This is a genomic window from Bradyrhizobium sp. KZN70725, from assembly GCF_055264925.1.
The window spans coordinates 45,089-63,632 of record NZ_JBUYWT010000028.1 but is presented as its reverse complement, the minus strand read 5'-3'; the positions used below and the strand labels follow the sequence as shown (position 1 = coordinate 63,632).

The following is an 18,544-nucleotide window of genomic DNA, read 5'->3' as shown; positions in this document are numbered from 1 at the left end:
GGGCATTTCGTGTTGGAATGGGGCTGCGAATGAATACATAATCAAACGACGAAGCCGTTCGAAACCGAGAGCGACATCAGATGACGCAAACGCCGGCCAAACCTCATCGCGTGGTGATCGTCGGCGCCGGCTTCGGCGGCCTGGAAGCCGCTTTCGGTCTCAGAGGGGCGCCGGTCGAGATCACGCTGATCGACCGCCGCAACCACCATCTGTTCCAGCCGCTGCTCTATCAGGTCGCGACCGCTTCGCTTGCCACCAGCGAGATCGCCTGGCCGATCCGCTATCTCTTGCGCGACCGGCCCGAGGTGACGACGCTGTTCGCCAATGTCTGCGGCATCGACGCCGCGGCGAAGCGGGTAGCGCTCGACGACGGCGGCAGCATTCCCTACGACACGCTGGTCCTCGCCACCGGCGCGCGCCACGCCTATTTCGGCCACGACGAATGGGAGCCGTTCGCGCCCGGCCTGAAGACGCTGGAGGACGCGACGACGCTGCGGCGGCGCATCCTGGTCGCCTTCGAGCGCGCCGAGCGCGAGACCGATCCGGAGAAGCGCGCGGCGCTGCTGACCTTCGTCATCATCGGCGCCGGCCCGACCGGCGTCGAGATGGCCGGCACCATCGCCGACCTCGCCAAGGACACGCTGCCGCAAGACTTCCGTCACATCGACACGCGCAAGGCGCGCGTGGTGCTGATCGAGGCCGGCCCGCGCGTGCTGGCCGGCTTCCCGGACGATCTCTCGGCCTATGCGCAAGCGTCGCTGGAAAAGCTCGGCGTCGAGGTGATGCTGGGCGAGCCGGTCACCGAATGCTCGGCCGACGGCGTGGTGTTCGGCGGCAAGAGGCTGGAGGCGCGCACCATCGTCTGGGCCGCCGGCGTGCGCGCCTCGCGCGCAGCCGAATGGTTGAACGCCCCGGCCGATCGCGCCCATCGGCTGCAGGTCGAGCCGGATCTCACCGTGCCCGGCCATCCCGATGTCTTCGCCGTCGGCGACACCGTCACGATCAAGGATCCCGACGGCAATCCGGTGCCCGGCATCGCGCCGGCCGCCAAGCAGGAGGGACGCTATGTCGCCGCGCTGATCAAGGCCCGGCTCGACGGCAAGACGCTGCCGCCGTTCCGCTACAAGCATGCCGGCAGCCTCGCGCAGATCGGCAAGAAGAAGGCGGTGATCGATTTCGGCTGGCTCAAGCTGCGCGGCTCGCTGGCATGGTGGATTTGGGGCCTCGCCCACATCTACTTCCTGATCGGCGTGCGGCATCGGATTGCGGTGGCGATGAACTGGCTCTGGATCCACACCCGCGACCAGCGCGCCGCGCGGCTGATCACGCAAGGCAGCAGCAAGGTCGCGCAGTAGGTGGCTCGGCACTGCGCTATCCTATTATCCGTCATCCCCGCGCAAAGGCTCCGCCTTTGTCGCTGGAGGAGCGCGGCACGCGCGTCTCGAAGGATCGACGGCCCCGCTAGTGGCCGTACATCCTTCGAGGCTCGCCCAGCGCCGCAATTGCGCCGCAAGGCTCGCACCTCAGGATGACGGATAACAATCTGTCTTAGCCTCTCAGCGCTGTACGCATTCTCACCCCATCACCTGGTGCGGCGAGCGGCCGAACGCGGCCTTGAAGGCGCGGCTGAAATGCGAGACGTCGCTGAAGCCGAAGCTCAGCGCGACATCGGTGACATGGCTGAAGCGCCGCTCCGCCAGCGCCTGATAGGCGGCGGCGAGGCGCTGCTGCCACAGCCATCGGATCGGGGTCGTGCCTTCGCGCGCAAACAGGCGATTGAGCGTGCGCGGCGCCATGTTCTGCGCGGTGGCGATCGCATCGAGATCGAGCCCGGGATCGTCGAGATTGGCCAGCATGTAGGCCTTGACCCGCGCCAGCCTTTCGTCGCCGCGCTGCGGCCCGTCGTCCGTCAGCTCGGTCTGCAGCGTGGTTGCGAAAATATCGAGCGCCGCCGCGCCAAGCCGTATCGCCGCAGGTCCGGCCGCGTCATCGAGCCGCGTCAGCCGGCGGATCAGCGATCCCGCCAGCGCTCCCACTTTCGACGCGTTGCCGACCCGCCGCGCCGTCAGGCGCTGCGCATCCGGCAGGCGTGCGAGCAGCAGCGGCCGCGGGATCGACACCATGATCGCGCGCGCGCTCGGGGCGAATTCGAGCGTGAACGGCTGCGCCTGGTCATGCAGCATCAGATCGCCCCGGCGCATGCGCACGTCGCGGCCGCCCTGGGCGAAGCTGACCTCGCCGCGCAGCGTGAGCCACAGCATGAAATAGTCGCGCGGATCCCTGCGGACATCGCTCGCGCTGCGCATCACCCGGATGCGGTCGGCGGCCGGCGTCGACGACCAGATGTCGTTGATGGCCAGCGGGCCGAGATGGCGGATCGAGATCGACGCCTGGAACGCCTCGTTGGCGACGCGGCGGCATTCGGTCAGCGAGAATTCGCGGCAGGTGACGTGATGCCAGCGGTCGAAACTGTCACCCGGCGCAACAAGCGTTTGCGCGACGACTGTGTGATCTAGGGTCTGCATCGGACCTTGCTCCCGCCCAACCCGGCAGCGGGACATTCTGCGTCCAGCCCTCCCTTCTGGCAAGCAGAGACCAGCGACTGGCCGGCGCAGCCAAGAACGATCGCGGGAACCGGCGTAGAAATTGTCTCTCACCAGGAGGAGACACCACATGGGCTACCAATGCGAAATCATCGATCCGGCGCGAACCGTCATGATCGTTGTCGACATGCAGAACGATTTCGTGGCCGAGGGCGCCAAGCTGCGTTCAGCCCAGGCCGCTGCCATGGTGCCGCGGCTGGCGCAGACCCTGAAGGCCTGCCGCGACAAGGGCATCCGCGTCGTCTACACCGCGCATGTGCATCGCAGCGACGGCAGCGACATGGGGCTCTATGACGATCTCTATTCGCCGATCGCCGACCGGTCGTCGCTGGTCGACGGCAGCGAGGGCGTCGAGATCTTCAACGACCTCGCGCCCGCCCCCGGCGAGCACGTCATCAAGAAGCACCGCTACAGCGCGTTCTTCGCCACCGATCTCGATCTCATCCTGCGTGAATGGGGCACCACCACGGTGATCATCTCGGGGACCACGACCGAGAACTGCTGCCACGCCACCGCGCGCGACGCCATGTTCCACAATTACAAGGTCGTCTTCCTGTCGGACGCGACCGGCACGTTCGACTATCCCGATGTCGGCCAGGGCGCGCTGTCCGCCGAGGAGGTGCACCGCGCCACGCTGACGATCCTCGCATTCTCAACCGCGCATGTGATGACGGCGGCCGAGATGCTGGGGCGAGTGAAGGTGGCGGGTTCGAAGGCGGCATAGCGAGTTCACGAACAGCGCATCGCACATTCGGTCTGCCTCTCCCCTTGTGGGAGAGGCCGGATCGCATGAAGCGAAGCGCAATGCGATCCGGGTGAGGGGTTGCGGTCTCTCCGGTCCGTACGCCGTGTGCAGAGATACCCCTCACCCCAGCCCTCTCCCACAAGGGGAGAGGGAGCGCAGCAGCATTCGCGGCGAAGAGCTCACTTCACCAGTGAGCAGCCGCCATCGGCCAGCGGGCGGAACGCCTGGTCGGCCGGGATGGTCGCGATCAGCTTGTAATAGTCGTAGGGGTACTTCGACTCCTCGGGCTTCTTCACCTCGAACAGATACATCGGGTGGATGACGCGGCCGTCCTGGCGGATCGTGGTGTCGCCGAACAGTTTGTCCTTGCCCTTGAAGGTCTTCATCTGCGGCACCACCGCCTTGGCGTCGTCGCTGCCGGTGGCGGCAACCGCGTTGAGGTAGGCGAGCGTCGAGGCGTAGACGCCGGCCTGGTTGCCGCTCGGCATTTTGCCGTTCATACCGGGACGCGCGGCGAAGCGCTTTGCGAACGCGCGGGTGTCGTCGTTCATGTCCCAGTAGAAGGCTTCCAGCAGCTGCAGGCCCTGCGCGACCTTTAGGCCCATGCCGTGGATGTCGTTCACGAACAGCAGGAACGCCACCATGGTCTGGCCGCCCTGCTGGATGCCGAACTCGGCCGCCTGCTTCACCGCATTGATGGTGTCGCCGCCGGCATTGGCGAGCCCGATCACTTTTGCTTTCGAGCTCTGCGCCTGCAGCAGGAACGACGCGAAGTCCGACGTGCCGAGCGGATGCTTGCTCGAGCCCAAAACCTTGCCGCCGTGCTTCTCGATGTAGTTCGTCGCCTCGGCCTCAATGCCTTTGCCGAGCGCATAATCGACGGTCACGAAATACCAGTCCTTGCCGCCGCGCTGCATCATCGCGGCCGCGGTGGTGTTGCCGGTGGCCCAGGCGTCGTTGACCCATTGAATGGTGTTCGGCGAGCAGGCCTTGCCGGTGAGATCGGAGCTTGCGGTCGACGACGCCAGGAACGTCATCCGGCTATCGCGCAGGATGGTGTTGATGGCGAGCCCGACCGCCGAGTTCGGCACGTCGACGATGGCATCGACGCCTTCGACATCGAGCCATTTGCGCGCGATCGCAGAGCCCACGTCGGCCTTGTTCTGGTGATCGGCATAGACGATCTCGACCTTGATGCCCTTGCCGCCGCCGCCAAAATCTTCCGCGGCCATGCGCGCGGCTTCCACCGAACCCATGCCGTTGGTGTCCTGGAAGATGCCGGAAATGTCGTTGAGCACGCCGACGCGGACCACGTCGCCGGAAATCTCCGCGCGTGCGCTGCCCGCGGCGCAGGCCAATGCCAGCGCAAGTCCAATCCTAGATCGCCCAACCCCGAAGCCCCTCATCGTCTCCCTCCCATGTTTCCTCAATCGACCTTTTGCTGGTCTTGAGCGTCTCGTCAGGCCGGCGTGATCTCGACCGGCAGGCTGCTGAGCCCGCGCAGCGTGTTGTTGAAAAGGCGCTTCGGCTCGCCGGTGATGTCGATCCTGGCGACACGACGCGCCAGTGCCGCCAGCATCACCTCGCCTTCGAGACGGGCGACGAGCTGGCCGACACACATATGGATGCCCGAACCGTAGCCGACGTGGCCCGACGTACGACGGGTGATGTCGTAGCTGTCGGGCGCTTCCCAGCGGCGCGGATCACGATTGGCCGCAGCGAGGAACATCAGCACCTTCTCGCCTTCAGGAATGCCGGCCCCACTGAGCTCGACGTCGCGCGTCGTGGTGCGGAAGAAAGTCTGGACCGGACTTTCGAACCGCACGGCTTCCTCGAAGGCGTTGCGCGCCAGCGTCGGATCGGCGAGTAGTTTCTGGAATTGGTCGGGGAAGCGGGCGAGGCAGTAGACGGCGGCGCCGATGCCGTTGACGGTGGTATCGAGACCGGCCGACAGCAACGAGCGCACCAGCAGCGGCGCTTCGGTCGCGGTAATGGCGCCGGTATCGACATGGGCGTGAATGCAGGCGCCGATGCCGCCCGGGGTGAGATTGTCGCGCTGGCATTGCTCGGCAACATAGGCCTGATGCGGCGCCGAGCGCTCGATCGCCTCCTTGCGGAGCTCGTTCGGCGGGCCGAAGGCATTGAACACCAGACTGGCGTAGGGCAGCAGATGCTCGCGGCCCTCCGGCCTCAGGCCGAGCGCATCCGGGAAGATCGACAACGGATAGGCTTCCGCAAGGTCCGCGATCGCGTCGAAGCGGCGCTTCTCCAGCAGCGCGTCGAGACGGGCCTCCGCGGCGGCGGCAAATTGCCCGCGAAGCTGCTTCATCACAGTCGCCGACAACACCGTGCTCAGCACGGCGCGGGTCCGGGTATGGGCGGGCGGGTCGGCCTCCAGGATCAGGCTCGCCGGCCGCCACGGCTTCTCCTTGGAAAAGTCGCTGAGGCCGACGCCGCGGCTGGAGCAGAAGGTCGCGGGGTCGTTCAGCACCGCATGGACCTCGGCGTAGCGCGCCACTCCATAGACATTCCACTTGTCGAGATAGACCACCGGCCCGGCCTCGCGCAGCCGCTCATGGGTCGGGAATGGGTCGGCGAAGAACTCGAGCGCGAACGGATCGATATCGAGATGCGGGACGGACGCAGCTTCTGTTGCAGTCATCGGGACCTCCCGAGGTTTGATCTTGTCAACACGGGCCGCATATCTATTGCTCCCGGACAGTTTCGCAGCGATGATTTGAGAGATGAGCAGCCAGCCCCTCCCCCGAAAGCCCCGCCGGCCGAGACCGGCCGATCCCGCAGACGCCAGTGACGGCCCGCTGCTGGACCTTGATCGCTATGTGCCGGCGTTCATCACCTTCATCGGCAACAAGCTGTCGAACAGCGCCACCGCGTTTTACCAGAAGAATTTCGGCGTCAACGTCACCGAGTGGCGGATCATTTCGCAACTGGCGATCGAGCCCGGCATTCCCGCCTCCCGGATCTGCCAGGTGATCGGCTTCGACAAGGGGCCGGTCAGCCGCAACCTCGCGGCATTGCAGAAGCGCGGCCTGCTGACCATCCGTACCGCGCCGGACGACGGCCGCACCCATTCGATCACGCTGACCGCGCGCGGCCGCGCCGTCCACGACAAGGTCATCGTCGCGGCGCTGGAGCGCGAGCGGCGGCTGCTGGCCTGCCTGAAGAAGGACGAGCGCGAGGTGCTGATCGAGCTGCTGCGCCGGCTGCACGAGAATCTCGGCGCCGTGACCGGGCAAAGCACGACCTGAAGGCGAAGCCAGGCCACGGGCGGCGCGCTGCGCCCCCACGGTATTCGCCCGATCTTCCATGCGTGCCGTTCGCGCCGTGCTGCGCAACATTCTCCTCCCAAACGCGTGGCCGTTGACCGGCCCTATCCCTATGGGTGCGGAAACTCGCACAGCTTAGTTGCTATGGCAACTAAAAACGCAGCCGCGTGCAGCGCGGCAAGTGGAAGCAGCGGGGACCTGGCGGGTTGGACAGCTGAAACTTGGATGATCCGTGCCACAAACGCGGTGTCGTCCCGGCCTCCGAGCCGTGACCCATAACCACAAATGCTGATTATCGCATGTCGGCGGAACGACGAACTTTGTTCACAATTACGGCCGCGGAGTATGGGTGCCTGCTTCCGCAGGGACGACGGCAGTGTACGCGGCTCGCTGCTGGCGCGTCAGATGCACAAATCGCCTCACACGCCCGCGCAGGCGATCGCCTCACCCGACCCGTCGTCCTCCAATACCGCCACTGCTGCGGCGCGGCGCGTCAGCACGGCGCGCTGGTTGATGTAGCCCTTGTCGGTGATCTCCCCGCCGTCGACCGAGGCAGGCTCGGCCAGCAGCAACGCGCGCGTGGCATGGCCGGAGGAATGGCCGCCTTGCGCCTTCAGCGTCGCCAGCCCCCGCCCAACCGCAGCACGAACCGCCGGATGGCCGATCACCTCCCGCGGATCGGCGCCCTCGGGCAGCCCTGCCAGCGAACGGCAGGCGGCGAGGTTCGGGAACACCAGGAAGCGCACCTCGTCGCGGCCATGGCCGGTGACGACGATGTCTTGCGCGAGCGGCGCCAGCGCCGTGATGCCGGCGACGCGCAAGGTGCCGACGCTGACCCAGGTGCCGGAATTGAGCTTGAAATCCTCCGCCACGCGGCCGTCGAAGAACAGGCCGAGATCGGGCCGTGCGGGATCGGCGAAGGTGACGGCGTCGCCGATCTTGTAAAAACCCTCGGCATCGAAGGCCTCAGCGGTCAGCTCGGGCGCCTTCCAGTAGCCCGGCGTGACGTTGGGCCCGCGCACGCGCACCTCGAGCTTGTCGCCCGACGGCACCAGCTTGAGCTCGGTGCCGGGGATCGGCACGCCGATATTGCCGGAGCGCTTGGCCAGGAAGTGGCAATCGGTCGCGAGCGGCGAGGTCTCGGTCGAACCCCAGGCCGACACCATCGGCAGCCGGCGGCCGACCGTCCGCAACGACAAGTCCTCCAGCGCGTCCCACAGATTCTGCGGCAGCGCCGCGCCGGCATAGAAGGCGAATTTGGTGCCCTCGAAGAATTTTCTGCGCAGTTCGTCGTCGGTGCGCAGCGCCGCGATCAGCATGTCGAAGCCGCGCGGCACGTTGAAATAGACCGTCGGCACCACGCTGCGCAGGTTGGCCAGCGAGGTCGCGAACAGCCCGGGCGCCGGCTTGCCGCCGTCGATATAGAGCGTGCCGCCGTTGCGCAGCACCAGGTTGAAGTTGTGGTTGGCGCCGAAGGTGTGGCTCCACGGCAGCCAGTCCAGGATCACCAGTTCCTCGCCCGCTTGCTCCAGGAACGTCCAGGTCTGCGCCTTGGCTTGCTGGCTCGAGGTCAGCATGCGCTGGGTGTTGATCACGGCCTTCGGCGTGCCCGTCGAGCCCGAGGTGAACAGGAATTTTGCGATCGTGTCCGCCGTCACCGCCGCGAACGCCTTGGCGACCCCGGGCGCTTCCGGCGTGGCAGCGACGGTACGGAACGACAATGCGTCGGCGTCGTCCGGATTGCCGCTGACGATGGTTGCGCGATGCAGCGACTTGATTGCGGCAAGCGCCGCCGCGAACGGCCTTGTGCTTGCGACGTAGATCGCGCCGGGGTCGAGCAGCTCGATCATGCTCTTCAGCTTGTCGAAGTCTTTCGACATCAAGGAATAGGCCGGCGAGATCGCGGCCGAGGGCACGCCGACATGCTGCGCGGCGAGCGCGAACAACGCGTGATCGATGCCGTTGTCGGAGAGGATGACGAGTGGACGTTCCGTGCTCAGCCCTTGCGCCAGCACCCACGATGCGGCCCGCCGCACGATGCCGAGCGCGTCGCGATAGCTGACGGTGCTCCAGGGCGCATCGGCATTGGCGCGCTCGCCGAGAAAGATGCGATCCGGCGCCTGCCGCGCCCAATGCTCCAGCCAGTCGCCGACGCAGCGGGCGCCTTGCCTCAGCGGCGTGGTGGAGCGAACCAGGATGCTGCCGTCGTCGCGGCGATCCGCAACGATCGCGGGCGTCGCAAACAGGCTGCTCGGATTGTCTCCGCCGGCGGCGGCCATCGTCATGGTTTCCTCCTCGCCCGTGTCTTTGCGGGATTGCGCCGCAACATGGTGCGGCGCCGCGGTCCTGGCCGGGTTCTTTGGTGATAATGTTGCGGACATCAATTGTTGTCGTCAACAACAATCTTTCCCTCTCGCCTTGGGCGCGCTAGCCTGAGCTCATGGCGAGCCAGCAAAAGACATCGCGCAAGGCGGCAGGAACGGTAGCAGCAATCCGCCGCCCCCGATCGCATGGAGCAAATGGCGGGGCGCCCGGCGGCGAGGCCGGCGACGACATCGGCCTCGACGCGCTGGTCGGTCACGCCGGCTATGCGGTGCGGCGCTTCCAGCTCTGGATCTTTCAGGACTTCATCAAGACGCTGGCGACGGTCGATATCCGTCCAACCCAGTATTCGGTGATGACCGTGATCGGGACCAATCCGGGCCTCAGCCAGATGGCGGTGGCAAAGCGGCTCGGGATCGAGCGCGCGCGGCTGGTGCATCTGCTCGACAGCCTGGAAGACCGCGACTTCGTCAGCCGCGTCCCCTCCGCGACCGACCGCCGCTCCCATGCGCTGCATCTGACGGCGCGCGGCAAGACCGCGCTGGCGCAGTTCAAGCGGCTCGCCGCCGAGCATGAGCGGCATGTGGCCGAGAAGATCGGCAAGGAAAACCGCGAGCATTTGTTGCGCATCCTCGCCTCCTTCACCTGACCTTTCGACCGAGATTTCGGCTTGACCGGATTTGCCTTTAAATTGGGCAGATACTCTCTCATACCGGCCTACGTCCGTTCCCGACGAGCATTTCAAGCAACTGATATTGTGCAATAATCCGCCGCGCGACGGACGCGGGTGAATTGTACACAATGGCACATTGCTTGCTTCGACCAGGCTGCAATTCCCTTGCGGATGGCATCCGACGCCTCCCGCTCACGAGATGAGGCCAAGCACGTGACTGAAACTGTCGCCGCGATCGTCGCCGCGCACCGCGCCGGGACCATGACGCCGGCCCAAACCGTGGCGCGCAGCTACCAGCGCATCCGCGAGCACAACGACCCCGCCATCTTCATCAGCCTGCGCGACGAGAAGGATGCGCTTGCCGAGGCCGGGCGGCTCGCCGATCCGACGTTGCCGCTCTATAGCGTGCCGGTCGCGGTGAAGGACAATATCGATGTCGCGGGCCTGCCGACCACCGCCGCCTGCCCGGCGTTCTCCTATCTGCCCGCGCGGGATTCCACCGCGGTCGCCAAACTGCGCGCGGCCGGCGCCATCATCATCGGCAAGACCAATCTCGACCAGTTCGCCACCGGCCTGGTCGGCGTGCGCTCGCCCTACGGCATTCCCAGGAACCCGGTGCGCGGCGATCTGGTGCCGGGCGGGTCGAGCTCGGGCTCCGCGGTCGCGGTCTCCGCGGGCCTGGTGCCGCTGTCGCTCGGCACCGACACCGCGGGCAGCGGCCGCGTGCCGGCGATGCTCAACAACATCGTCGGGCTCAAGCCGAGCCTTGGGCTGATCTCGACCACCGGAGTCGTGCCGGCGTGCCGGACGCTCGACTGCGTCTCGATCTTCTCGCTCACCGCCGACGACGCGCTGGCCGCGCTCGCCGTCATGTCCGGGCCCGATCAGTCCGATCCGTATTCGCGCGACCGGGCGCTGGCCCCGCTGGCGAGCTTTCCGGCCAAGCTGAAGCTCGGCATTCCCCAAACCGGCCAGTTGAAATTCTTCGGCGATCGCGAGGCCGAGGAGGCCTATGGCGAGGCGTGCAAGCGCTGGCAGGCGCTCGGCGCCAACCTCGTCGAGTTCGACCTCGCGCCGTTCTACGAGACCGCGCGGCTGCTCTATGAGGGCCCGTGGGTGGCGGAACGGTATCTCGTGATCCGCGACCTGCTCGCGTCGTCGCCCGAGGCGGTCCATCCGGTGACGCGCGAGATCACCGTCGGCGGATCGCGCCCCACCGCTGCGGACACCTTCTCGGCGCTGTACCGCCTCGAGGCGCTGCGCCGCATCGCCGAGCGCAGCCTTGCGCAACTCGATGCGATCGTGCTGCCGACCGCCCCGACCGTGTATTCTACCGCTGACGTGCTCGCCAATCCGATCGAGCTGAACTCGCGGCTCGGCACCTACACCAATTTCGTCAACCTGCTCGATATGTGCGGCCTGGCGCTGCCGGCAGCGATGCGGCCCGACGGCGCGCCGTTCGGCATCACGCTGCTCGCGCGCGCCGGCCGCGACGCCGAGCTTGCCGGCATCGGCCGCGTGTTTCACGCCGACACCGGACTTACACTCGGCGCCAATTCACTTCCGCAGCCGCCGCTCACCGTCGCGCCGACGCAGGCCGGCTCCGACGACATCACCATCGCGGTGGTCGGTGCGCATCTCTCCGGCATGGCGCTGAACCACGAGCTGACGACGCTCGATGCGCGCCTGCTGGAAGAGGCGGTCACCGCACCGGACTACAGGCTCTACGCGCTCGACACCACGCCGCCGAAGCCCGGCATGCTGCGCATCGAGGCCGGTGCCGGCGCAGCGATCAAGCTCGAACTGTGGGCGATGTCACCGGCAGCATTCGGAAAATTTGTCGCCGCGATCCCGCCGCCGCTGTCGATCGGCACGATCAGGCTCGCCGACGGACGGCAGGCCAAGGGCTTCATCGTCGAGCCCGCCGCGATCCAGGGCGCGAAGGACATTTCCGCCTATGGCGGCTGGCGCGCATTCATGGCGGAGAGGGCGAAAGCCTAGCCGCTCCGGCGGCGCACTCCCTCGCCCCGCTCTCTCGGGGGAGAGCTAAGGAGAAGCTACACCGACACCGCGTAGGTCTCGTACTCCCCGCGCACCTGCTCGATATGGGCGCGCATCGCCGCGGCGGCGCCTGTCTTGTCGCCGCGCATGATGGCGACGACGACGCGGTCGTGCTCGGCGTGGGATTTTGCCAGACGGCCGAGGTTGCGGAACTGGGCGCGGCGGAACGGCTGCACGCGCACCCGCGTCGCCAAGGTGATCTCGGCGATGTAGGCGTTCTGCGACCCGGCATAGATCGCGTTGTGGAAGCGCTCATTGACCTCATGGAAGCGCTCGGGATTGCCGGTGTAGCTCAGCACCCGCAACTCCTCGTGGATCGCTTCCAGCGCGTGGCGCTCCGCCGCCGTCATCCGCTCGGCGGCGAGGCCGGCACAGATCGCCTCCAGCTCGGCCATCGCCTCGAACATGCCGGTGAGCCGTTCAAGCGAGGGCCGCGCCACCACGGCGCCGCGATGCGCTCGGGCATCGATCAGGCCGCTGGCGGCAAGCTGCCGCAGCGCTTCGCGCACCGGGGTGCGCGAGACGTTGAAGCGCCGCGCAAGGTCGGTTTCATCGAGCCCGGCCCCCGGCGGCAGCGTGCCACGCACGATCTCGTCGGCGAGTTGCAGCCGCAGCTCTTCGGCACGGGTAACCTTGTCGACCAGCGACGACGGCCGATCGATGCGGCGCACCGTCATCTCGGATTCTGCGCCCTGCGGCAGATCTTCCAGGCTCATCCTCAAGCGCCCTTCAAGCACCTTTGGGTTCGTCGATGACGCTGACATGGGCGGCGACGATTCTCCAGCCCTCGGGGAAGCGAATCCACGTCTGCATCTGCCGCCCCACTCTACCCGGCGCGCTGTCCCGGTAGAACAGCGTCGAGGCGATCGCGGTGTCGCGGCCATAGGTCGTGATCACGGTCCGCTCGATCTTGCGCATCAGCCCGACCGGCGAGCGCCCGGCGCGAAACGCCATGATCTCGGCATAGCCATAGAGGTTCTCGCCAATGCCGTAACGCAGCGTGCGGCGGTCGTCGCGGAACAGCTCGTCGAGCACCGCAACATCGTTCGAGACCAGCGCTCTCTCATATCGCTGGAACTGCGCGGTGACCTCGGCGACGACGTCGGGAATATCGATTTCCATATCAGAGTCCTCTCGGCGCCGGCGCGGCCGCAACGCCCATCTGTTCCAGCGCATAGGCGACCCGCAGCGCGACGTCCTCGCGCCAGGGCGCCGCGATGATCTGCACGCCGATCGGCAGCGGCTCAAGCGGCACCGGCACGGCGACCACCGGCAGACCGATGAAGGAGATCGGCTGGGTGTGGATGCCGATATTGGCGCGCACCGGAAGCTCGACGCCGTCGAGCGTGAAACTGGCCTGACCGATCTTCGGCGCGGTGCACGGCGTCGCCGGCGCCAGGATCACGTCGACCGACTGGAACAGCTCCAGCACCTTCGCGCGATACCAGCGGCGGAATTTCTGCGCCTTGTCGACATAGACCGCCGGGACCATCGCGCCCGCAATGAGACGGTCGCGCACCGCCGGATCGAAATCGTTGGGACGCTTGCGCAGGCGATCGAGATGCAGCGCAGCACCCTCGGTCGTGGTGATGATGTAGGCCGCGGCGCGAGCGCGCGCAGCTTCGGGAAGCTCCACGATCCGCGCGGCACCGAGCGCCTTCGCGACACGCGCGACCGCCTCTGCCGCCTCCGGAAACAGATTTTGCTGGAAATAGCCGCCGGCGATCGCAACCCGCAACCCGCCAATATCGTTGGCAAGCAACGGCACGGTCGGCTCGACCGACTGCACAATGCAGGCCGGATCATCGGCATCAGGCCCCTGCATGGCGTCGTAGGCGAGCGCGAGGTCCTTCACGCTGCGCGCCAGCGGGCCGAGATGATCGAGGCTGGCGACGAACGGATAGGACCGCGCGCGCGACAGCCGGCCGTAGGTCGGCTTCAAACCGAACGTGCCGCAGAATGACGACGGCACGCGGATCGAGCCGTTGGTATCGGAGCCGAGCGCGATCGGCACCAGCGCGCCGCCGACGGCGCTGCCCGAGCCGCCGGAGGAGCCGCCGGTCATCCGCGCCGGATCATGCGGATTGCGCGACGGGCCGTCATGCACATTCTCGCCGGTGAAGTCGTAGGCGTATTCGCCCATGTTGAGCGCGCCGACCAGCACCGCACCGGCCGCTTCCATCCGCTCGATCAGCGTCGCATCGCGCGGCGACGGCGGCAGATCGCGGTTGATCTTCGAGCCGGCGCTGGTCGGAAGGCCCTGCACATCGAACAGGTTCTTGACCGCGAACGGCACGCCGGCGAGCGGGCCGACCGGTTGACCGGCGGCGATCGCGGCATCGACCGCGCTGGCCCTGGCGCGCGCGCGATCGGCGGTGACGTCGGTGAAGGCATTGAGGACCTTGTCATGCGCGGCGATGCGCGCCAGCGCAGCCTCGGTCGCGGCAAGAGCCGTGATCTTGCGGCTCGATACGGCCTGCGCGATCTCGGCGGCCGACATGGAAGCGGGAGTTTCGGACATCGGGGTCTCAGGTCGAATAGACGGCGGCCGACACGACGTCGTCCGGCAGCGGGAAATCATCGACCAGCCGCGCCAGTCGCAGCGAGACGTCGAGATTGGCGCGCACCGCCGGACGCCACGCGTCCTCCAGCGGCAACGCCATCGCGCCGGCGACGGCGTTCATATAGTCGTCGAGATGATCGGTCATTTCGCTCCCAATAACGATTTTGCGCATGATCTCCGCGCAAACGCATTCCGCGTTTGTCGCGAGGAAAACCGGTCCCCACTTTTCCGGATCATGCGTCAAGACACCGGCAGCGGCGGATGCGGGATCGCCGTCAGCAGCTCCCTTGTATAGGCATCCTGCGGATTGCCCAAGACGTGTTCGGATGTGCCCTGCTCCACGATGCGACCGGCGCGCATCACGATGACGCGATCACACAGCAGACGTACGACGTTGAGGTCGTGCGACACGAACAAATAGCTCATGCCCATCGAATGCTTGAGGTCCTGCAGCAAATTGAGCACCACCGCCTGCACCGAGACATCAAGTGCCGCGGTCGGCTCGTCGAGGATGACGAGCTTCGGGTGCAGCGCGATGGCGCGTGCGATGCCGACGCGGGCCTTCTGGCCGCCGGAGAGCTGGTGCGGGAAGCGGTCCAACAGATTGACCGGCAGGCCGACCAGCCGCGCGAGCTCCTCACAGCGGGCGCGGAGCGCGTCGCGCCCGCTGATGTCACCCAGCTGCATGATCGGATCCGCGATGGCGCGCGCCGCGGTGAAGCGCGGATTGAGGCTGTCGGTCGGATCCTGAAACACCATCTGGATCTGGCTGCGCCGCGGCAGCCGCGCGAACGACTGCGGCGTGATGCCGCCGATGTCCTCGCCGTCGAACATGATGCGGCCGGAGGTCTGGTCCAGCAGCCGCATCACCATCATCGACGTCGTCGACTTGCCGCAGCCGGATTCGCCGACCAGCCCGACACTCTCGCCATGATCGATCGAGAAGCTGATACCGTCGACCGCACGGAAGGTCTCTTCCTCGACCGGCGGCTTGCGCCCGAACAACTTTGCCAGCATCCCGCCCGCGCCCTGGCGCGGGTATTCCTTGACGAGCTTTTCGACTGATAGGAGAGGCTCCATCCGCCCCCTCTCCCCGCTCTTTACGGGGAGAGGGTTGGGGTGAGGGGCCGCATCCGCAGGCACGGCCCGTGGAGGGTCCCCCTCACCCGCCACGCTCTTGCGCGCGAGTGCGCTGCCGAGCGTGTCGGCCTCTCCCCGCACGCGGGGAGAGGCAAGCGAATCCTCCTCCGGCAACAGATCCCGGAGCGACACCCCGAGCCGCGGCGTCGCGCGCATCAGCTTCCGGGTGTAGGCATGCCGGGGCGCGGCGAAGATGTCGGCCGAGACGGCGGTCTCGACCACGCGGCCCTTCTCCATCACCACGACGCGGTCGCAATAGGCGGCGGCGAGGCCGAGATCATGCGTGATCAGGATCGTCGACATCGCCCGGCGCCGGGTCAGCTCGACGATCAGGTCCATCACCGCCTTCTGGGTGGTGACGTCGAGGCCGGTGGTCGGCTCGTCGGCGATCAGAAGCTGCGGATTGCAGGCCAGCGCCAGCGCGATGACGACGCGCTGGCACATGCCGCCGGACAGCTCGAACGGATAGGCGTGGTAGCGCTCGCGTGCGCGCGCGATCTTGACCCGCTCCAGCGCCTCGATCGCCGTCTCGCCGCGATCGGTGACCTGCGCCTGCTGCACATGCTGGCGCAGCACGTCCTCGATCTGGTGACCGACCTTGCGGATCGGATTGAGCGCGGCGCGCGGATTCTGGAAGATCATCGAGACTTCGCGGCCGCGCAGATCGCGCATCTGGCTCTCCGAGGCCGACTTGACGTCGATGCCGGAGAACATCACCGAGCCCTCGGCGATCCGGCCGGCGCGATCGAGGATGCGCATCACGGCATAGGAGGTTACCGACTTGCCGGAGCCGGACTCGCCGACGATGCCGACGGTCTCGCCCTTGCCGACCGATATGTCGACGTGCTGCACCGCCTTGACGATGCCGCGGCGGGTGGTGAACTCGACCGTGAGGTCGCTGACGTCGAGCAGCGGCTGGGCGGTCATGCGCACCTCCCCTCATGCGGTGCGTCATCCAAAAATCCGCAAAACAACCCCATGCAAAGGAGCGGAGCGGTAGCACGGCACCGGACCGGGACAGGCATCATGTTCTCCGCCTGTCCAGTGCGCCCCCTCGCCCCGCTCTTGCGGGGAGAGGGTTGGGGTGAGGGGCATCTATCGGCACGTACAACTGGCTGAGGAGTGCGCGGAGCGCCCCCCTCACCCGGTCCGCTAACGCGGCCCGGCCTCTCCCCGCACGCGGGGAGAGGCGAAGAAAGCGCGCATGCGTTAGCCAGGTCCACATCATCACGTCCTCCGCTGCGGGTCGACGATGTCGCGCAGACCGTCGCCGAGCAGGTTGAAGCAGAACACCGCGATCATCAGCGCCAGGCCCGGGAACAGCGCGATCCACCACTCGCCCGACACCATGAAGCCTGCGCCCTCGGCGACCATGATGCCCCACTCCGCGGTCGGCGGCCGGACGCCGAGCCCGATGAAGGACAGGCCCGCGGCGTTGAGGATCGCATAGCCCATGGTCAGCGACATCTGCACGATCATGATCGGCATGATGTTGGGCAGGATGTGCCCGAGCAGAATGCGGTACTCGCCGTTGCCGGACAGCCGCGCCGCCTGCACGAAGCCGGCATTGCGGCGGACGTTTGCTTCTGCGCGTGCGACGCGGGCATAGAGCGGGAAGTTCACGATCGCGGTCGCGATGATGATGTTCTGCACGGTGTTGCCGAGCGCCGCGACGATGCCCATCGCCAGCACGAACAGCGGAAACGCCATGATGGTGTCGGCGATGCGGCCGACGATGCGGTCGGTCCAGCCGCCGAAATAGCCGGCGGCGATGCCGGCCAGCCCGCCCATCAGGAACACCAGCACGACGGAGGCGACCGCGATGAAGGTGTCGAGCCGCGTCGCGACGATGACGCGGCTGAAGATGTCGCGGCCGAGCTGATCGGTGCCGAACCAGTGCGCGGCGGACGGCGGCTTCAATGCAGCCGCGGTGTCGGAGGCGAGCGGGTCGTACGGCACCACGTAGGGCCCGAACAGCGCGGCAAACAGGATCAGGACCAGCAGCGCGAAGGCAAAGCCGGTGACCTTGTTTTCGCTCAAGACGTAGCGGGTCTGCTCAAAAGCAGCGGCAAGCCCCGACGTGCGGGCGGGTCCTGCGGGTTCGACGGTTGGAGCTACGGTGCTCATGCTCTAGCCCTCCAGCCTGACGCGGGGATCGATCACGCCGTAGAGGATGTCGATCACCAGATTGAGCAGCACGTACATGACCGCCATGGTCAGCACGAAGCCCTGCACCGGCGCGAAGTCGGATGCGATCAGCGCCTCGACCGCGTAGGAGCCGATGCCGGGCCAGGCGAACACCTTTTCCACCAGCACATTGGCGCCAAGCAGGAACGAGAACACCATGCTGAGCGTGGTGATGACCGGCAGCATCGCGTTGCGGAAGGCGTAGGTGACGATCACCTTGCCGGGCGACAGGCCGCTGGCACGCGCGGTGCGGACGAAGTCGGACGCCAGCACCGCCAGCATCGAGGCCCGCGTCATCCGCGCGATCGGCGCCAGCGAGAAGATCGCGAGCGTCACCGCCGGCAGGATCAATTGGCTGAGCGCGGAACGAAACGCCTCGAAGTCTCGCGCGATCAGCGTGTCGACGAGATAGAAGCCGGTGACGGTCGGCGGTGCGCTAGCGAACACGTCGAGCCGGCCGAGCGGCGCCGGCGACCAGCCGAGCCGGAAGTAGAACAGATAGACCAGCACGAGCCCGGTGAAGAACACCGGCAGCGACACGCCGGCCGTGGTGGTGACGCGGCAGAGATGGTCGATCCAGGAGCCCGGCCGCGTCGCCGCCAGCACGCCGAGCGGGATCGCGATCACGATGGAGACGACGAGGCCGAGCAGAGTGAGCTCGGCCGACGCCGGCAGGCGGTTGCGCAGCTCGGCCGCCACCGGCTGGCCGGTGGTGAGCGATGTGCCGAGATCGCCATGGGCGAGATCGTTGGTGTAGCGGACGAACTGCTCGATCAGCGGCTTGTCGAAGCCGAGCTTCTTCCGGATCTGGTCGACCGCCTCCTTGGTGGCCGCGGGGCCAGCAAAATACGCCGCGGGATCGCCCGGCAGCGCACGCGTCAAAAGGAACGTCACGATCACGACCCCGATCAGCGACGGGATCGCGAACAGCAGCCGCTTGCCGATCATCGCAAGCATGAGCGC

Annotated in this window: 16 protein-coding genes; 5 read left to right on the top strand and 11 right to left on the bottom strand. The window is 67.0% G+C overall.

What is annotated here, in order from left to right; all coding sequences use genetic code 11:
* The first annotated feature begins 80 nt into the window (after positions 1–80).
* Positions 81–1,355 (top strand): NAD(P)/FAD-dependent oxidoreductase, encoded by a 1,275-nt coding sequence (locus ACZBJS_RS24710; protein WP_316396577.1) that lies wholly within the window; start codon positions 81–83, stop codon positions 1,353–1,355.
* A 219-nt stretch (positions 1,356–1,574) separates the two neighbouring features.
* Here ACZBJS_RS24710 and ACZBJS_RS24705 read toward each other — a convergent pair whose 3' ends face one another.
* The gene (locus ACZBJS_RS24705; protein ID WP_316396575.1) at positions 1,575–2,525 is read right to left on the bottom strand and encodes an AraC-like ligand-binding domain-containing protein; all 951 of its coding nucleotides are present in this window, start codon (positions 2,523–2,525) and stop codon (positions 1,575–1,577) included.
* 148 nt (positions 2,526–2,673) lie between these two features.
* On the opposite strand from ACZBJS_RS24705, the gene ACZBJS_RS24700 reads away from it, so the two are divergent.
* Positions 2,674–3,327 (top strand): isochorismatase family cysteine hydrolase, encoded by a 654-nt coding sequence (locus ACZBJS_RS24700; protein ID WP_316396573.1) that lies wholly within the window; start codon positions 2,674–2,676, stop codon positions 3,325–3,327.
* A 200-nt stretch (positions 3,328–3,527) separates the two neighbouring features.
* Here the strand turns inward: ACZBJS_RS24700 and ACZBJS_RS24695 are convergent, their stop codons facing one another.
* The gene (locus ACZBJS_RS24695; protein WP_316396571.1) at positions 3,528–4,754 is read right to left on the bottom strand and encodes an ABC transporter substrate-binding protein; all 1,227 of its coding nucleotides are present in this window, start codon (positions 4,752–4,754) and stop codon (positions 3,528–3,530) included.
* 53 nt (positions 4,755–4,807) lie between these two features.
* Entirely contained in the window at positions 4,808–6,010 is a 1,203-nt protein-coding gene (locus tag ACZBJS_RS24690; RefSeq protein WP_316396570.1) for a cytochrome P450, read from the bottom strand.
* 82 nt (positions 6,011–6,092) lie between these two features.
* Between ACZBJS_RS24690 and ACZBJS_RS24685 the strand changes: the two genes are divergently transcribed.
* Positions 6,093–6,617, top strand: a complete 525-nt coding sequence (locus ACZBJS_RS24685; protein WP_076831045.1) for a MarR family winged helix-turn-helix transcriptional regulator — start codon at positions 6,093–6,095, stop codon at positions 6,615–6,617.
* A 437-nt stretch (positions 6,618–7,054) separates the two neighbouring features.
* Here ACZBJS_RS24685 and ACZBJS_RS24680 read toward each other — a convergent pair whose 3' ends face one another.
* Positions 7,055–8,920 carry a feruloyl-CoA synthase gene (locus ACZBJS_RS24680; protein ID WP_410469741.1) on the bottom strand — a complete coding sequence of 622 codons (1,866 nt, stop codon included), beginning with the start codon at positions 8,918–8,920 and terminating at the stop codon, positions 7,055–7,057.
* Positions 8,921–9,075: 155 nt separating this feature from the next.
* On the opposite strand from ACZBJS_RS24680, the gene ACZBJS_RS24675 reads away from it, so the two are divergent.
* Positions 9,076–9,606 (top strand): MarR family winged helix-turn-helix transcriptional regulator, encoded by a 531-nt coding sequence (locus ACZBJS_RS24675; protein ID WP_316396568.1) that lies wholly within the window; start codon positions 9,076–9,078, stop codon positions 9,604–9,606.
* A 195-nt stretch (positions 9,607–9,801) separates the two neighbouring features.
* Complete coding sequence (gene atzF, locus ACZBJS_RS24670; RefSeq protein ID WP_316396645.1) at positions 9,802–11,631, top strand: allophanate hydrolase; 1,830 nt, start codon at positions 9,802–9,804, stop codon at positions 11,629–11,631.
* A 56-nt stretch (positions 11,632–11,687) separates the two neighbouring features.
* On the opposite strand, the gene ACZBJS_RS24665 is transcribed toward atzF, so the two are convergent.
* The 7 genes from ACZBJS_RS24665 to ACZBJS_RS24635 all read right to left on the bottom strand — a co-directional run bounded on the left by ACZBJS_RS24665 (position 11,688) and on the right by ACZBJS_RS24635 (position 18,538).
* On the bottom strand, positions 11,688–12,407 hold the full coding sequence (locus tag ACZBJS_RS24665; RefSeq protein ID WP_057019483.1) for a GntR family transcriptional regulator: 720 nt from the start codon (positions 12,405–12,407) through the stop codon (positions 11,688–11,690).
* Between the two features lie 13 nt (positions 12,408–12,420).
* Positions 12,421–12,813 carry an oxalurate catabolism protein HpxZ gene (gene hpxZ, locus ACZBJS_RS24660; RefSeq protein WP_168859043.1) on the bottom strand — a complete coding sequence of 131 codons (393 nt, stop codon included), beginning with the start codon at positions 12,811–12,813 and terminating at the stop codon, positions 12,421–12,423.
* 1 nt (position 12,814) lies between these two features.
* Complete coding sequence (locus ACZBJS_RS24655; protein ID WP_316396566.1) at positions 12,815–14,212, bottom strand: AtzE family amidohydrolase; 1,398 nt, start codon at positions 14,210–14,212, stop codon at positions 12,815–12,817.
* 7 nt (positions 14,213–14,219) lie between these two features.
* Positions 14,220–14,399, bottom strand: coding sequence for a DUF4089 domain-containing protein (locus ACZBJS_RS24650; RefSeq protein ID WP_229189674.1), 180 nt, complete (start codon positions 14,397–14,399; stop codon positions 14,220–14,222).
* A gap of 95 nt (positions 14,400–14,494) precedes the next feature.
* Positions 14,495–16,321 (bottom strand): dipeptide ABC transporter ATP-binding protein, encoded by a 1,827-nt coding sequence (locus ACZBJS_RS24645; RefSeq protein WP_316396564.1) that lies wholly within the window; start codon positions 16,319–16,321, stop codon positions 14,495–14,497.
* Positions 16,322–16,621: 300 nt separating this feature from the next.
* On the bottom strand, positions 16,622–17,521 hold the full coding sequence (locus ACZBJS_RS24640; protein ID WP_253588692.1) for an ABC transporter permease: 900 nt from the start codon (positions 17,519–17,521) through the stop codon (positions 16,622–16,624).
* A gap of 3 nt (positions 17,522–17,524) precedes the next feature.
* Positions 17,525–18,538, bottom strand: coding sequence for an ABC transporter permease (locus tag ACZBJS_RS24635; RefSeq protein WP_316396562.1), 1,014 nt, complete (start codon positions 18,536–18,538; stop codon positions 17,525–17,527).
* Positions 18,539–18,544: the final 6 nt, after the last annotated feature.

Excerpts from the sequence above, each read along its gene's own strand:
- ACZBJS_RS24710 (WP_316396577.1), top strand. The coding sequence starts at position 81 with ATGACGCAAACGCCGGCCAAACCTCATCGCGTGGTGATCGTCGGCGCC.
- ACZBJS_RS24705 (WP_316396575.1), bottom strand. The coding sequence starts at position 2,525 with ATGCAGACCCTAGATCACACAGTCGTCGCGCAAACGCTTGTTGCGCCG.
- ACZBJS_RS24700 (WP_316396573.1), top strand. The coding sequence starts at position 2,674 with ATGGGCTACCAATGCGAAATCATCGATCCGGCGCGAACCGTCATGATC.
- ACZBJS_RS24695 (WP_316396571.1), bottom strand. The coding sequence starts at position 4,754 with ATGAGGGGCTTCGGGGTTGGGCGATCTAGGATTGGACTTGCGCTGGCA.
- ACZBJS_RS24690 (WP_316396570.1), bottom strand. The coding sequence starts at position 6,010 with ATGACTGCAACAGAAGCTGCGTCCGTCCCGCATCTCGATATCGATCCG.
- ACZBJS_RS24685 (WP_076831045.1), top strand. The coding sequence starts at position 6,093 with ATGAGCAGCCAGCCCCTCCCCCGAAAGCCCCGCCGGCCGAGACCGGCC.
- ACZBJS_RS24680 (WP_410469741.1), bottom strand. The coding sequence starts at position 8,920 with ATGACGATGGCCGCCGCCGGCGGAGACAATCCGAGCAGCCTGTTTGCG.
- ACZBJS_RS24675 (WP_316396568.1), top strand. The coding sequence starts at position 9,076 with ATGGCGAGCCAGCAAAAGACATCGCGCAAGGCGGCAGGAACGGTAGCA.
- atzF (WP_316396645.1), top strand. The coding sequence starts at position 9,802 with ATGGCATCCGACGCCTCCCGCTCACGAGATGAGGCCAAGCACGTGACT.
- ACZBJS_RS24665 (WP_057019483.1), bottom strand. The coding sequence starts at position 12,407 with ATGAGCCTGGAAGATCTGCCGCAGGGCGCAGAATCCGAGATGACGGTG.
- hpxZ (WP_168859043.1), bottom strand. The coding sequence starts at position 12,813 with ATGGAAATCGATATTCCCGACGTCGTCGCCGAGGTCACCGCGCAGTTC.
- ACZBJS_RS24655 (WP_316396566.1), bottom strand. The coding sequence starts at position 14,212 with ATGTCCGAAACTCCCGCTTCCATGTCGGCCGCCGAGATCGCGCAGGCC.
- ACZBJS_RS24650 (WP_229189674.1), bottom strand. The coding sequence starts at position 14,399 with ATGACCGATCATCTCGACGACTATATGAACGCCGTCGCCGGCGCGATG.
- ACZBJS_RS24645 (WP_316396564.1), bottom strand. The coding sequence starts at position 16,321 with ATGACCGCCCAGCCGCTGCTCGACGTCAGCGACCTCACGGTCGAGTTC.
- ACZBJS_RS24640 (WP_253588692.1), bottom strand. The coding sequence starts at position 17,521 with ATGAGCACCGTAGCTCCAACCGTCGAACCCGCAGGACCCGCCCGCACG.
- ACZBJS_RS24635 (WP_316396562.1), bottom strand. The coding sequence starts at position 18,538 with ATGCTTGCGATGATCGGCAAGCGGCTGCTGTTCGCGATCCCGTCGCTG.